The organism is Testudinibacter aquarius, from assembly GCF_004342725.1.
GTDB lineage: Bacteria > Pseudomonadota > Gammaproteobacteria > Enterobacterales > Pasteurellaceae > Chelonobacter > Chelonobacter aquarius.
Genome location: NZ_SMCP01000010.1, coordinates 57,880 through 73,169, shown reverse-complemented (window position 1 = coordinate 73,169; position 15,290 = coordinate 57,880). Strand labels below are relative to the sequence as shown.

General features: G+C 44.8%; 14 protein-coding genes and 1 tRNA gene. 4 read left to right on the top strand and 11 right to left on the bottom strand.

Annotation, left to right across the window (positions count from 1 at the left end):
* Nucleotides 1–135: 135 nt before the first annotated feature.
* On the bottom strand, nt 136–564 hold the full coding sequence (gene uspA / locus EDC16_RS10360; protein ID WP_132967780.1) for a universal stress protein UspA: 429 nt from the start codon (nt 562–564) through the stop codon (nt 136–138).
* Between the two features lie 736 nt (nt 565–1,300).
* On the opposite strand from uspA, the gene corA reads away from it, so the two are divergent.
* Nucleotides 1,301–2,248, top strand: coding sequence for a magnesium/cobalt transporter CorA (gene corA / locus EDC16_RS10355; protein ID WP_132967779.1), 948 nt, complete (start codon nt 1,301–1,303; stop codon nt 2,246–2,248).
* Between the two features lie 100 nt (nt 2,249–2,348).
* On the opposite strand, the gene EDC16_RS10350 is transcribed toward corA, so the two are convergent.
* The 5 genes from EDC16_RS10350 to EDC16_RS10330 all read right to left on the bottom strand — a co-directional run bounded on the left by EDC16_RS10350 (nt 2,349) and on the right by EDC16_RS10330 (nt 7,812).
* Nucleotides 2,349–2,438: transfer RNA gene (locus EDC16_RS10350), tRNA-Ser, on the bottom strand.
* A gap of 207 nt (nt 2,439–2,645) precedes the next feature.
* Entirely contained in the window at nt 2,646–4,286 is a 1,641-nt protein-coding gene (locus EDC16_RS10345; RefSeq protein WP_132967778.1) for a phosphoethanolamine transferase, read from the bottom strand.
* A 145-nt stretch (nt 4,287–4,431) separates the two neighbouring features.
* The gene (locus EDC16_RS10340; RefSeq protein WP_132967777.1) at nt 4,432–5,673 is read right to left on the bottom strand and encodes a mechanosensitive ion channel family protein; all 1,242 of its coding nucleotides are present in this window, start codon (nt 5,671–5,673) and stop codon (nt 4,432–4,434) included.
* Between the two features lie 110 nt (nt 5,674–5,783).
* Nucleotides 5,784–7,136: a sensor histidine kinase gene (locus tag EDC16_RS10335; protein WP_132967776.1), complete on the bottom strand. Its 1,353-nt coding sequence runs from the start codon at nt 7,134–7,136 to the stop codon at nt 5,784–5,786.
* Between the two features lies 1 nt (nt 7,137).
* Nucleotides 7,138–7,812: a response regulator gene (locus tag EDC16_RS10330; RefSeq protein ID WP_132967775.1), complete on the bottom strand. Its 675-nt coding sequence runs from the start codon at nt 7,810–7,812 to the stop codon at nt 7,138–7,140.
* A 176-nt stretch (nt 7,813–7,988) separates the two neighbouring features.
* On the opposite strand from EDC16_RS10330, the gene EDC16_RS10325 reads away from it, so the two are divergent.
* Complete coding sequence (locus tag EDC16_RS10325) at nt 7,989–8,687, top strand: VIT1/CCC1 transporter family protein (RefSeq protein WP_132967774.1); 699 nt, start codon at nt 7,989–7,991, stop codon at nt 8,685–8,687.
* Here EDC16_RS10325 and EDC16_RS10320 read toward each other — a convergent pair.
* Nucleotides 8,684–9,142: a hypothetical protein gene (locus EDC16_RS10320; protein ID WP_132967773.1), complete on the bottom strand. Its 459-nt coding sequence runs from the start codon at nt 9,140–9,142 to the stop codon at nt 8,684–8,686. The two genes, EDC16_RS10325 and EDC16_RS10320, sit on opposite strands and share 4 nt — an antisense overlap.
* 135 nt (nt 9,143–9,277) lie before the next feature.
* Between EDC16_RS10320 and EDC16_RS10315 the strand changes: the two genes are divergently transcribed.
* Complete coding sequence (locus EDC16_RS10315; protein WP_132967772.1) at nt 9,278–10,135, top strand: LysR family transcriptional regulator; 858 nt, start codon at nt 9,278–9,280, stop codon at nt 10,133–10,135.
* Nucleotides 10,136–10,170: 35 nt separating this feature from the next.
* Here EDC16_RS10315 and plsB read toward each other — a convergent pair whose 3' ends face one another.
* Nucleotides 10,171–12,600, bottom strand: coding sequence for a glycerol-3-phosphate 1-O-acyltransferase PlsB (gene plsB / locus EDC16_RS10310; RefSeq protein WP_132967771.1), 2,430 nt, complete (start codon nt 12,598–12,600; stop codon nt 10,171–10,173).
* Nucleotides 12,601–12,846: 246 nt separating this feature from the next.
* On the opposite strand from plsB, the gene lexA reads away from it, so the two are divergent.
* Complete coding sequence (gene lexA / locus EDC16_RS10305) at nt 12,847–13,488, top strand: transcriptional repressor LexA (RefSeq protein ID WP_132967770.1); 642 nt, start codon at nt 12,847–12,849, stop codon at nt 13,486–13,488.
* A 101-nt stretch (nt 13,489–13,589) separates the two neighbouring features.
* Here the strand turns inward: lexA and EDC16_RS10300 are convergent, their stop codons facing one another.
* From EDC16_RS10300 to exbB, 3 genes are read right to left on the bottom strand one after another with little or no spacing between them, the layout of a single operon-like run.
* Nucleotides 13,590–14,348, bottom strand: a complete 759-nt coding sequence (locus EDC16_RS10300) for an energy transducer TonB (protein ID WP_132967769.1) — start codon at nt 14,346–14,348, stop codon at nt 13,590–13,592.
* Complete coding sequence (exbD, locus tag EDC16_RS10295) at nt 14,345–14,734, bottom strand: TonB system transport protein ExbD (RefSeq protein ID WP_132967768.1); 390 nt, start codon at nt 14,732–14,734, stop codon at nt 14,345–14,347. Before exbD ends, EDC16_RS10300 begins: the two co-directional genes overlap by 4 nt.
* A gap of 17 nt (nt 14,735–14,751) precedes the next feature.
* Nucleotides 14,752–15,204, bottom strand: a complete 453-nt coding sequence (exbB, locus tag EDC16_RS10290; protein WP_132967767.1) for a TonB-system energizer ExbB — start codon at nt 15,202–15,204, stop codon at nt 14,752–14,754.
* Nucleotides 15,205–15,290: the final 86 nt, after the last annotated feature.

Genomic DNA, 15,290 nt, shown 5'->3' with positions numbered 1-15,290 from the left:
AAAAATAGGCTTGGGGAATGGCTTTAGGTAGGATTGCCGGCAATTGCAACGGATTTTAAAGCAAATAGACCGCACTTTATGATTTCACCGATAGTTCGTCGGTTAAAGTGCGGTCAAACGGCTAAAAATTATCGATTAATCTTGCTCTTTTAACGGGACAACCAGCATATCAATCGTCACTGAGTTCATCACTTGGCGAGTGGAGGAGATCAACTTGCTCCAAAAATCCTGATGATGCCCAGTCACCAGCAAATCCACCTGATATTTGCCAATCGCCTCTTTCAGCACTTGTTCCAAATCACCGGTGCCGCTCAGTTTTTCCGTAATCGGAAAATCCACCGATTCGGCCAATTTATTCAACGCTTCTTGTGTTTCAACCGAAATACGATCCTGCATCGTCGCCATATTAATATCAATTAAGCCGGTATAGAGATCGGAAAAATTGACATCTACATGAATCAACGACAGCTTTGCTTCGTGCCGTATAGCGATATCCACCGCCTTATTTAACAGTATCGGACTGTCTTCAGATAGATCCACAGCCACTAAAACGTGCTTGTACATAACTGCCTCCTTTTTGCCTCTTTATGATAAGTTATTATAGGGTCTGTTGATCTTTGTTTATATTTTGAGTTGTCGTTTAAAATGAGCACAATCTAGGCGTAAGCCGAAATCAATAGCGAGACTATTGATGAGGATTACAACGACGAGTGTGCTCATTTTAAACACAATCCGTAGGACTATGACTATTTTTCGCCAATACAAGGCAAAAGTCGTTCGTTTAGAATGACTAAACTTCACAACTTTTGCCTTGTATTGGCGAAAAATAGTCTATAGCTCAAATTATAAACAAAGATCAACAGACCCTAGAGATATTGCCTAACTTCTTGCTAAATCATACCATTACAAAATAAAAAAGAGCATGTGCCAGATCACATATTATTATTTTTGTTATGCAAATTTTCTGCAATTTATTTATTTTGGAGTGTTGGATCTGCTCAATCACGACCGATAGTAACGATAATCTGTCGCCGATCTGCCGCAAAGAGAATGACTTGACCTTTATGGCTCGAAAGCGTAATATTCGCACGATTTAATAATATGAGGACACACACTTTGGACAGTCACAGTCGATACTGGTTTAATTCTCACGCTTGATTCTTCGCCCTCATCTCAACCTGCTTGTCGGCGAAACTCTCGCAGATAGGTATAAACAATCCTTGCTTTCCCTATTGCTGAAATTTACCGGCGTCTTATCCTTGTTCATTGCGTGTTCATCACTCACCGGGGAGTATGAAATATGATTGGTGCTTTTGCCTTGGACAATGCCCGCTTGGTTCGCATCGACGAGACCAGCCAGAATTTAGACAGCGCCATTTGGATTGATCTGATTGATCCAAGCAGCGAAGAACGTGACATTTTACAACAAGGTCTCGGACAGAGCCTTGCCAGCTACCTTGAACTGGAAGATTTAGAAGCCTCCGCCCGTTTCTTTGAGGACGAAGACGGACTGCACCTGCACTCTTTTTTCTATTGTGAAGACGAAGATGATTACGCAGACATTTCCACTGTCGCTTTCACCCTGCGCGACGGTCGCCTTTTCACGCTACGCGATCGCGAACTGCCGGCATTCCGCCTGTATCGTATGCGTTCACGCATTCAAAAATTGGAAGCCTGTAATGCCTATGAACTACTGTTAGATCTGTTTGAAACCAAAATCGAACAATTAGCGGACGTTATTGAAACCATTTATGCCGATTTGGAACAATTAAGTCGAGTTATCCTGGACGGCAAACAAGGCGAAGCCTTTGACCGCGCCCTTTCTACCCTGACAGAGCAGGAAGATGCCAGCTCGAAAGTGCGGTTGTGCTTGATGGATACCCAACGCGCACTAAGCTTTCTGGTACGTAAAACCCGCCTACCGGCAAGCCAGTTGGAACAGGCTCGCGAAGTGCTGCGCGATATTGAATCACTACAACCGCACAACGAATCACTGTTCCAAAAAGTCAACTTCTTGATGCAGGCGGCAATGGGCTTTATCAATATTGAACAGAACCGAATTATCAAAATCTTCTCAGTGGTCTCGGTGATCTTCCTGCCGCCGACGTTAGTCGCCTCTAATTACGGCATGAACTTTAAAGAGATGCCGGAACTCGGCTTTGAGTTTGGTTATCCGATGGCGCTCGGCTTAATGCTGCTCGCTGCGTTTGCGCCGTATATCTATTTTAAACGCAAAGGCTGGCTATAGTTTTTAGTTATGCTTGAAACTGACAGAAAACCGTGCTGTAAAGTGCGGTTTTTTACATTTGGTGAATACAAAAAGAAATAATACAGGAATGCAAAGTAGATGGCGGTGAGAGAGGGATTCGAACCCTCGATGCACTTTCGCGCATACACACTTTCCAGGCGTGCTCCTTCAGCCTCTCGGACATCTCACCGTTGAGTATGGGTACTGCTATTTGAGAACTGATAGGGCGCAAACTATAGGGAGTTATCCGCTTTTCGTCAAGTATTTTTTCAGTAATGCGGTGATATTCGGTGATTAATACCGCACTTTGCTTATTTTTAACGCTCATCTTTAACGCTTATTTTAACCAAGTGCGGTCAAACCTATTTCTCTCAGCCTGTATTTGCTGATACTGATGCTAGCGGCTACAGCCAGCGAATATATCCATTGTCGGGTTATAAACTGTGGTTTTAATCTGCATTAAGCCCAAGATCGAATGGAAGTAGTTGTCTTGCGAATAAGCAGTAGCATTTGCGTTTTTTTGCAAACATGACAGATCCAAATTGCGCTGTGCTTGCCAACCTTGCGATGCCCAGAAAACTGCCGGAACATGGGTTTGTTCATCCGGTGCAATCGAGTACGGCGTGCCGTGCAGATACATACCGTTTTCGCCCAGTGATTCACCGTGATCCGACACATACAACAGTGCACTGTCAAAATTCGGCTGTTTTTTCAGCGTGGTAATCACTTGATCCAAGAATTGGTCAATATATAAAATGCCGTTATCGTAGGTATTGACTAACTGTTCTTTTGAACATTTGGCAATATCCTGCGTGTCACAAGTCGGCGTAAATTGACGGTATTCCGGGGTGTAACGCTCAAAATAGGTCGGTCCATGGCTGCCCATAGTGTGCAGCACCACAATCAAATCTTTGTTTGGATCGGCTTGCAAGCGCTGCTCGAAATTTTGCAGCAAAATATCGTCCAAACATTCGCCGTTACGACAAAATTCCGCTGAGTTTGTGCCCGTCAGATTTTCAGTCAGCACCCGATCGCACACGCCTTTACAGCCAGTATCGTTGTCCAACCATAAAATATTGATGCCACTGCGTTGCGCAATATCCAACAGATTATCCTGCTTTTGCGCCACTGAGCTGTTGAAATTGCTGCGATCCATCACTGAAAACATACACGGCACCGACACTGCGGTTGCGGTGCCGCAACTGGTTACTTGCGGATAATTGACCAACTCACTGCCCAACGCCGCCAGCTTAGGCGTGGTTTGTCGCGGCTGTCCGTTGACTTGATAACCGTTCAAACCCCAATTTTGCGCACGAGTTGTTTCGCCCACCACCAACACCAGCACTCGTCTTTTTTGTCCGTCTGATTTAACCTGTTGTGCATCTAAACCGATCTGTTCAAATGGACGGTTAGCTTGCTGAATCCGTTTGACTTCATTGATCCCGGCGCCGATGAAATTGCTCGGTACGATTAAGTTGACAACTTGTTTATTGTTGCGGAAAAACGAAGCGTAATCCTGGTAATAAAATTTCGCGATGCCACCGATCACCGCCGCCGACAAGGCGATCAACAACAGCCGCACCCCAATTTCTTTATACCAAGTGCGGTAGTTCACTTTCACCATCACATACAGCAGTGACGGCACGACCCCGAAAACAACAATCCACAAGATATAGGAGAAGGTGACCAATTTACTCGCCTCGGTAAACGAGGTTTGCAACACGTTTTCCAACATATTAGTGTCAAAATACACATTGTAAAACAGTGCGTTATAGCCAATTGAGGCACTGAGCAACAGCAATAATGGCATCAAAATTTTATGCAGGTAAGGCAAGGCTAGAATTTGGAATGCGGCATATAAAATAAAAAACATCGCAAACGGCAAGCTCAGCGCAAACATATCAATATTTGGATACAGTGCCAATACGGTTTTATAAAACGCATAGTTCATCACAACAGTGAAAAACAGTGTCAACAGCGCTAACAATTTGCTGCTGCTCATGCCTTTGCTTAAAAAACGGGTCGGAAACAGAGTCATTCAATTCTTCCTCAACTAATTAATATATAATAAATTTTTACCACTTTAAGCCGTAAAATTTAAGGTGGTGATTCTATACTAAAAATTATAAAGAGGAAGAATTAGCTAAAAATTAGGGGCATTTATCACAACTATTTTTCTGTCATTAATCGTCACGCCCCATTCTGCGCATATCATAACCGCTCGGCGCCTGATAAATCCGCAGTTTAAACTCCTTTGCGACTGCATAAATATGATCAAAAATATCTGCTTGAATCCCTTCATATTCGCCCCACAACACCGTGTTAGTGAAACAGTAAATTTCAAGCGGAATCCCTTTATCACTCGCATCTAGCTGGCGCACCATCAAGGTCATATCCTTGCGAATATGCCGATTGGTATGGAGATATTGCTGCAAATAAACACGAAAAGTCCCTAAATTGGTGAGATGTCTACCGTTAAGATAGCTATTATGGTCAATGTGATTCGTCTGATGAAATTCACGAATATCTTGTTGGCGTTTGTCCAAATAATCATTAAGCAGACGACTTTGTTGCAAATGAGCAATCTCTTCAGCATTTAGAAAATGAACACTGTTACTGTCTAAATAGACCGCACGTTTAATCCGCCGCCCGCCGGATTCACTCATCGCGCGCCAGTTTTTAAAGGAATCGGAAATCAGCGCATAGGTCGGCAGCGTGGTTACGGTGTTATCCCAATTCCGTACTTTGACGGTGGTCAGCCCAATATCCACCACGCTACCGTCAGCACCATATTTCGGCATTTCCAGCCAATCACCGACATTCAACATGCGGTTGGCAGAAAGTTGAATACCGGCTACCAATCCCAAAATGGGATCTTTAAACACTAACATCAACACCGCAGTCATCGCCCCTAAACCGCTAAGCAGAATCAACGGAGATTGCCCCAGAATCAGTGAAATTAACAGAATTCCGATGGCGATCGATGCCAACAGCTTGATAGTTTGTACTAAGCCGCGCACCGGGAAATGCTGCGCTAGATTGCGTCGGAATAGATAGGTTTGCAGTGTATCCAGCAAAGAGAAAACCGAAAAAAGCGCAAAAATCAAACACCAGATGTGGGTGACAGCAATAAATCCTTCACGCCAAGCATTCTCCGGCAGCCAAATCCGTAATTGCACCACCAATAATAACCCCTGAATCGTCAATGCCAGATTATTGAACAATCGGTGCTCCGCCAAAATATTCAGAAACAGTAATTTTGATGTGCGCAATTTATTGATCAGAACACGAAATAAAACATAGTGGATCAGGGTATGCAACAGTAGCGTCGTTAGGACAATTAAACTGATCATCACCAAATTGACCACCAGCTCAGAATTTGGGTAGTTTTGACCTGATAGCCACTGAAGTAGTTGCTCTCGCATCGGAAAATATCCTCCTAAATTGGTTTTCAAAAGGACAAATTGTAACATAAATGCAACACTCTGCCAAAAGCCCCTGATTCTATGGCTGACCGCACTTTACACGATACTTTTCAATTGGTGGCTGAACATAACCCTATCGGCAAATAAACAGCACTGTTTAAGCCATGCGCAAAGCGTTTCGAATCGCTTAATACGATTTTACCGTGATAACGTTTGACAATACTGTTGGCGATTGCCAATCCCAATCCGGTGCCCTGCTGTCCGCTGCCCAACACACGATAAAACGGATCCAGCACGCGCAACCGCTCTTTTGGCGGAATGCCGTTGCCGTTGTCATCAACTTCCAGCAGCAGCCACTCACCGTCACTATCCCGAAACAGTCGGACTGCCAGATCCACTTGTCCGCCTGGCGGCACATAAGTCACGGCATTTTCACATAAGGTTTTGAGCAAAATATAAATATCACTTTGATCAGCGCAGATACTGACATCAGTATCGCTAACCAGCCCGATATCAATCGCTTTTTCATCAGCCAGCGGCAATAAATCCGCCAATACCTGTCGATAAACGGCCAAAATCGAAACCGCACTTTGCCGGCTTTCGGTTTGCGCTGCGTCTGCTTGAATCCGCGCCAATGAAAGCAACTGCTCCAGCAGGTGTCGAATCCGCTGTATACCTTGACTCAAGGCGTTTGCCTGTTCCAACACACCACTCTGCTCTGAGCCGTTGTGTTGCAGTTGCTGCAATTTGATCAGACGCTCGGCTTGCAATGAAAGTGCGGTCATCGGGCTGCGCAGTTCATGAGAAGCATCGGCAATAAAGCGTTTTTGCTGCCGCATACTGACTGCCACTTTATCCAGCATTTGGTTGATGGAATGAATAAACCCTCGTAATTCTTGCGGAACATTGTCGGTTTCAAGTGCAGTTAAATTGTTTTCTGAACGCGCTTGCAGTGTTTTTGTCAGCCGATCAATTGGCGCGATACTACGCCCGATAATCCAAATTGCCAACGGTAACATCAGCAATATAAACAGCAATACCGGCACGGTGCTGAGCCATATAGAATGCACGATAATCTCATCACGAAATTCCGACTCATCAAAAATCGCCGCTATTTTTTGCTGATTCAGCGTTTTTAAATAAAAGCGATATTTGGTATTGCCTTTGCTAATAGTATGAAATCCATCCTGGTATTGCTCTAAATCAGCAATAAAATAGTCCTGGTGCGGATCTGTGTTGTGATTTTGAATCAAAATACGGTTATCATGATTGTTCAGTAACAACTCTGGCGTTTGGCTGTGTTCATCAACCAAGTAGGCGGTCTGCTGCAAAATATCATCTTGCAGGCTATAGGCCGATTTGAAACTATAGAAAAAAGTGAAAAGTGCGGTCAGCAGGCTGGCGGTCAGCGCCAAGATCATTAGGCTGATACTCAATTTTTTGCGAATTGAGATGATTTTCATATTATGTCGCCCCACCTTTGTTCACACTCCAACCGGCACCACGAATATTGCGAATGCTCTCTTTGCCCAGTTTTTTACGCAGCGAATGGATTAAATAGTCAATTGCATTGCTCTCCACTTCTTCGCCCCAAGCATAAATTTTATCTTCCAATTCCGCCCGAGAATAAATTCTGCCCTGATGCTGCATTAAGGTTTGCAATAAGGAAAACTCCTTGTGTGTCAAACTGATCGCCTCCGAATTTCCGCACAACCACACTTGATAGCTCGACGGATCGAGGGTAAGCAAACCATTACTGAGCTGCAACTGCCCATGGTGATGTTTGCGTCGCACCACCGCTCGCAAACGAGCTAACAACTCCTCCATTTGGAAAGGCTTCACCACATAATCATCTGCTCCGCCATCTAAGCCTTGCAAGCGACTGTTCAGATCATCTCTTGCAGTGGCAATCACAATCGGCAGCTGTTGATCTTGACGACGAATCTCTGCCAACACCAGCAAACCATCTTTCTTTGGCAAGCCAAGATCGAGCAGCAGCAGATCGTAATTCTGCACTGCCAATGCCGAAAGTGCGATCTGCCCATCTTGCACCCAATCAACAGCATAACCGGCATCTTTTAGGCTGGCTTGCATCACCTCGCCGATCATCACATCATCTTCTACTAATAATATTCGCATGCTGTTATCCGTTTTATTCGTTCTTCTTTCATCGATTAGTGCATTATTAATGCCATTATCACCCAACATTTTGCCCATAAAAATAGCAAAATGATCTACTATCGAAAAAAATTCTAACAGCGTAGAATTAGCCGGAAATGAGGCTGGGCTATACCACAATGGGTTAAGGAATTTATATGAGTTTTTCATGGCATCAAGAACCGCACTTTAGTCAACGGAATAATTGGTTGCGCGCCGGTGTGTTGGGCGCGAATGATGGCTTGATCTCCATCGCCAGTCTACTGTTTGGTCTGGCTGCTGCCAAGCCTGATCCGCAAACAGTGATGATCACCGGTTTTGCCGCTTTAGTGGCAGGTGCGCTTTCAATGGCAGCCGGTGAGTACGTCTCAGTCTCCAGCCAAGCCGATACTGAAAAAGCCGATCTGCATAAAGAGCAACATGAACTTACCCATAACCCGGAGCAAGAACTGGCTGAGCTTTGCCAAATTTATAAAGACCGTGGGCTGAGTGATGAATTGGCACGGCAAGTTGCCGAGCAACTGACACAGCAAAATGCGTTACAAGCTCATGCCCGCGATGAAATCGGGATTACCGAAATCAGTCAGGCGAATCCGCTACAGGCGGCTTTTGCATCAGCGATCTCTTTTTGTGTCGGCGCACTGCTGCCGGTATTGGTCACCTTATTATCTGCCAACAGCGCCGTGATGCTGAATTTGGCGATCAGTACGCTGATTGGCTTAGCACTGCTGGGCTACTGCTCGGCAAAACTCGGCGGTGCACCGGTTTTACCGGCAATTTGTCGAATCTTAATTTGGGGAGTGCTCTCATTAGGCATCACCAGTTTGATCGGCTTCTACTTTGGATTATCCGCTTAACACGCCATCAGTTTTGCAATTTGACGATAAGCCGCTTCGAGGCTTTGTTTACTCCCGTAACTTTCAATATAAACCGGCGTAGACAAGCCTACGCTTGGCAACTGTGCAGCAAGCCACGCTTTTGCGACAAGATTTACGGCTTCATTCTCGCCGCTAATAAAAATAAACAATGGAATTTTACCCAGATTTTGATTGTATGGCAGGCGCTCCAACCACTGTTTCAAACAACCGTAATCCTCGCTGCATAATGCCAAAGCAAGATAATCTGCCTGTTGTAACTTATCTGTCGTCGGGCATATCACCGCATTCGAGGCTGAAAGTGCGGTCGGAGTGGTTAAATCCCATGTCAGTACTTCCGTATTCCGCCATTTCAGCAGGCTTTGGCGCACAAATTCATCGATTAATTGATTGCTGCAACACCTTTCGCCGCTTTTAATAATCCCTAATCGACTCATGATCTATCCCTCTTTTACTGCAAATATTAGAATTTTATCAGCCAGCCCAATTGTCGATTGCTCCACAATGAAAACCACTATATGCTTTTGAAACTCTATCCTATTTTGCGCTATTTTATATCAGGAACACAGCTTATGGATACCTTGACCAGCATGAATGTCTTTCGCCAAGTCGTCGATTTAGGCAGTTTTAACAAAGCGGCAGAGTCTCTGAATATCTCTCCCGCAATGGCAAGCAAACATTTACGCCACTTGGAAGATTGTTTGCAAGCCAAACTGCTCAACCGTTCCAGCCGACATTTGAGTTTGACGGAAATTGGCCAAAGTTACTACCGTGAATGCTGTCATGCGTTAGATATTCTCAATTCCGCCCGTCAAACCGCGCAACAAGGCGTAGTCAATCCGCGCGGCACCTTAAAAATAACACTACCGATTTGGTTGGCAACGCCCGATTTTGCAAAATTATTACAGCAATACCGCACTTTATACCCTGAAGTGCGGTTGTCCCTGAACCTAGATAACCAGCGCACCGATTTGATCGCCCATGGTTTTGACTTGGCACTACGTGTTGATCGCAGTATCGATCCGAATATTATTGTGAAACCGTTAAGCGATATCGAGTTCTATTGGGTCACTTCACCACAATATTTTCAGTCGCTTTCCGCCCCCATCAGCCTTGAAAACCTAAGCCGACACATTGCCGTCACCCCGAATTACACCAGCACCGAATATGAGCTCAACAGTGTCGCCGACAGCAATAATACCATGATGTTAAAAGAGTTGGTCTGTGCCGGCATGGGAGTTGCCAATTTGCCGCACTGGGCAATTTCGGCAGAATTACAACAAGGACGTCTAGTCAGAGTGCTGACCGGTGAAAAGGCGAAAAGCCTAAAACTCTATGCTGCCTACATGAATCGTGAACATCTCAGTGCCAAAATCCGCACTTTTATTGATTTTCTCGCCGAAAAATTGGATAACAAAAAGGCGGAATAATCTCCGCCTTCATTCTTCTCAATCCTCAATTGCAATCAACTTTTTTCTTTTTCCACCGCACTTTCAACCGAACTGGAGATCGTCAGATAGACTTCACTCGACAACAACGGACGCAACACCCTTGCTAACTCCGCAATTTTGTCACTGTCGGCACCGCCATTTTCACTGAAATAACCGTTTTCACGCAAACTGGCGATAAAAGTAGAGAACACTGCCTTATCAAAAAATTCCGGCGCATTAATGCCATGCAGCACCGACAAACGCTGTGCCACCGATTGGCTCTCTTTCTCTAAACTACCGCGTGCGATTTGCGGATCGGCTTGCAAGAAATCCAGTGTAATATAATAGCGCTGCACCACCTCACGCACGCCTGCCGCCAGCAGTTGCAATGAGCGAATATTGCGCTTATTGATGCTGAGCATATTTTCGTGCTGATTGATCAACGCTTGGCGCTGTAGCTCCGCCACAATTTTCGCAACGAATGGTTTGATCTCTTGTTGATCAAAATCCATAAACAATTCTGCTTTCAAGAACGGATAAATTTTCTCTACTGCTTGCAATAACAGACTTTGTTGGATCGCTTCATGGTGGATAACAATCGAAGCAATCAGTGACGGCAACACAAACAGATGTTGAATGTTGTTACGGTAATAAGTCATTAACACCGCCGAAGAGCGCTCCAGTCGGATAATTTCGCCGAAATTGTCTTTTTCCAAAATAATCCCGACTTTATCCAAGCCCAATACATGCTCGAGCATTGCTTCAGGCGACTCTTGCGGCACGATCACATCACGGCTGTAGCTGACATTATTCAACAGTTGCTGATAACAACTGAGTTGCGCCAACAACTGTTCGCGCGACAACGCCCGCTGGCGGGAAGAGAGCAACACCGTGCCAATCAAATTCATGGCATTGATCGCCGCAGCTTTATTGATATTACGCATCACTTGCTCAGCAATTTGATCAACCGCGGCATTCAACCAACTTTTGCTTTCCTCACCATGCAACTCTTTCCAATGCGGATAGTGCTGATTCAAATAGGTATTTAGGGTGATCGGTTCGCCGAAGTTGACATAACCTTTGCCCATATTGCGCAGCTTTTTGATCACTCGCAGCACCAAACCGGCATTTTCTTTCTCTTTCGCCGCACCGCGCAGCTCTTTAGCATAGGTATCGACTTCCAAAACATGCTCATAACCGACATACACCGGCACCAAACTGATTGGTCGGGTCTGCCCTTCCATCAACGCCTGCAACGTCATCGACAACATCCCGGTTTTCGGTGCCAGCAAGCGCCCGGTGCGCGAACGCCCACCTTCAATAAAAAATTCGACCGCATAACCGCGATGAAAAAGTTCGGATAAATACTGACGAAACACGGTTGAATATAAACGGTTGCCACTAAAAGTACGGCGGATAAAAAACGCGCCCCAACTACGGAAACGCCCGCCGACCGGCCAGAAATTCAGATTAATCCCAGCGGCAATATGCGGTGGCACCAGCCCTTGGTGGTACAACACATACGACAGTAATAGATAGTCAATATGGCTGCGGTGGCAAGGAATATACACGATTTCATGCCCTTCAATCGCCAATTTTCGCACTCTGTCGCCATTTTTGACATCGATGCCACGATAGAGTTTATTCCACAGCCAGCCTAAGAAACGATCCGCTAAGCGCAGACTCTCATGGCTTACATCAGCGGCAATTTCGTGCAAAATATCTTCAGCATTTTTGGTCGCCTTAGTATGATCAATTTTTTTATTTTTCGCTTCATCCGCAATCGCCTCTTGCACTGCGCTAGATTGCAAAATTTGGCGGAACATCGCCTGCCGATCCGGCAAGCGTGGACCGGTTGCGGAAGTACGTTGTTTAGCAAAGTGGATTTTGGCGACCCGGGTCAATTTAAGCGCAACTTCATCGTCACTGCCCTGCAAATGTGCCATATCGCGCAACGACACCGCTTTGGAAAAGCGTACAAAATTATCACGCCCGAACCAAATCATCGCCCACAATTTCTGCAAACGGCCTAAAAAACGCAAGTGCGGTAATTTCTTTTCACGCCCCGGCGAACGCCCCCACAACACAGACACCGGCACCAACTGTACATCCAACTCAGGGTGGCTGCGGTGCAATTCAAAATATTTGGAAAACAGCGTACGGGTATTCTCAGTCAGTTGCTGAGACTTAAAAAAGCGGCGCCCTCTGTCCAAAAATACAAAACGCGGCAGTTGGTCGCCATTAATTTTATTGTTCAATAACGGATCCGGCAGTCCCAACTGCAAACAATTTTTGTGTAAAATCAGTAAATCGGTCTGTGAAGTGTAAGGCAATAAATATAAAAAGCACTTTTGTTTGTCCAGATCCAACTCACCAATCGGATCGCTCGGGATCGGATTAGATTTCACCGATAACGACAGCATAAAATTCAAAATCTTACGATAAATATTCAGAAAAATTGACATTCTTATTGTTATCCAAATTTAACGAGTTAATTATTCGACACTAGGGTCTGTTGATGTTTCAGCCTATTTGCTGTTCCGCTAAATTGTAAATTTTAACATAATTTCCAGTAATCGCCTATTTCCATCTTGGTCAGTGAGCAGAGCTATCGTCATATCAGACACTATTTATTGCCGATTTAGTGATTGCACATTAGCAAATACTGTATATAATAACAGGGAAACTGTATAAAAAAACAGGGGCTCACTATGAAACCACTAAAAGCACTCACACCGCGCCAGCAAAAAGTCTATGATTTTGTCCGCTCTCATTTAGAATCTACCAGTATGCCGCCCACTCGGGTGGAAATTGCCAAAGAGTTGGGTTTTCGCTCCCCGAATGCAGCGGAAGAGCATTTGAAAGCTTTAGCACGCAAAGGTGTGATCGAAATTTTATCCGGCACCTCGCGCGGCATCCGTTTATTACTCAACGAAGAGCAAAGTGCGGTTGAAGAAGAGGAAGAGGGCTTACCACTGATTGGACGGGTTGCTGCCGGAGCGCCAATTTTGGCACAGCAGCATATCGAAGGCAGTTATAAGGTCGATGCGTCAATGTTTAAACCTCAAGCGCATTTTTTGCTTAAAGTCTATGGTATGTCGATGAAAGATATCGGTATTTTAGACGGCGATATGCTGGCGGTGCACCGCACTCAAGATGTACGCAACGGGCAGGTTGTGGTTGCCAGAATTGAGGATGAAGTCACGGTGAAACGGCTAGAAAGAAAAGGTTCAACCGTCTATCTACATCCTGAAAATGAAGAGTTTAAACCGATTGTGGTCGATCTGAAAACCGAACAGATGGAAATCGAAGGCATTGCGGTCGGTATTATTCGCAATAATGCTTGGATGTAACATTTTTCAGCTATTACTTAGCACATTAAAAAAACGGCGCTAAAATCTTATGATTCAGCGCCGTTCTTTATCTTATCTTATTTTCTTTATCTTATTAAAGGTCAGTCGAGGGTAAAGCTCACCGGAACTGACGGTGTAGAAATAACACCCGCAGGACGCGGCCCAACTGCTCTGGCATTCTCCACCGCTTTCAAAGCGGCTTTATCCAAATCCGCATTGCCGGAAGACTTGATCACTTTCGGGTTTTGTGGCTTTCCATTCTCACTTAAGGTAAATGCCACTATCACCCGACCTTGTTTACGCATCATTTTTGCCCGTTGTGGATAGTTTTTATTACGTTCAATTTCACGACGTAACTTAGCAAGATAAGCATCAATCTCTTTGCCACCGGCACCTGCCACATTCTGTTGAGTCGTACTTTGTGGTCCGCTTGCCTTAGAGGCAATATTATTAGGTGACTCGACAGTTTTCGGTCCACGCGCAACATCTAACGGCTTAGGCTCTTTTTTCTTCGGTTTTTCCTTTGGTTTCTCTTTTGGTTTAGGCTTTTCTTTTGGTTTTTCCGGCTCCTTAGGCTTTTCCTCTTTCGGCGGCTCAGGTTTAACCGTTGGATCTGGAATCTCTTCTTTTGGTTCCGGCACCTCTTCTTTGATCGGCTCTGGTTCCGGCTCAGGTTCGGCTTCCACCATCGCCATCATCATCTCCATCGAGATGTTGGTACTGATCTCATTACTCACCTGCCCATTTGCACTTTCATCCGCCAGTGAACGAATCACCACCAGCAACAGCAACGATGCAATCGCAAGATGAAAAGCTAAAGAAACTACAAACCCAATTAGAGAACGGCGTTTTTGCATCACTGATTACCCTGTGGCTTTAACGTGACAATCGCCACATTCTTAATGTCGTTTTTGGAAAACACATCAGTAATATCAACAAACTCCTGAAAAGGCGTTGCGGCATCAACTTTAAGCGTGACTTTCTGAGCTTTGTCCCATTTCGCCACTTCGTCAGCCAGCGCTTCTTTATCAATCGGCTTATCGTTATAGTACAGCTCGCCAGTTTCGGTCACTGTCAGCAATTTTGCCAAATCATCGGCTTTCATGGTCACGCTACTACTGGCTTTCGGCACATTCACCTGAATTTTGCCTTGTGAAATAAACGATGCCGTCACCAATACAATCGCCAACAGCACCAGCATAATATCCAAAAAAGGGATAATATTGATTTCATCAAATTTCTTCACCGCACTTCCCCTTGCAATTAAACCCGCTGCTGTTTTTCGTTAAAGGCAAACCATTTCAATTTATTGACGTCTACTTTTCGATTCAAACCGTTATAAAACACCATTGACGGAATCGCCACCAAAATCCCGACAGCAGTCGCTTTCAGAGCCAAAGAGAGGTTGACCATAATCGATGCCGCATCAATATCCCCGCCAGATTGCCCCATAGTATAAAATGTTAACAATATCCCGATCACCGTTCCCAGCAAACCAACATAAGGTGCGTTTGACCCAATAGTTGAAATTGTGGTCAAATTGCGGGTCAAATCAATCTCCAACTCATGAATCGTGTCATATTGTTCCACCTTGACCTGACTAAAGAAAATGACGCGTTCGATGACCATCCATAACATGATAAAACTCATCAGTGCCAGCGTTCCCAAGATGATATAATCAGTGTACTGCTCTAAAAATTCAAATAAATGATTCATTTACAACCTGCCTAAGCAAAATATCGATGAAATAAAGAATAAAAAATACAAAGTGCGGTAACACTTTGTATTCTTGTAAGTGAGAA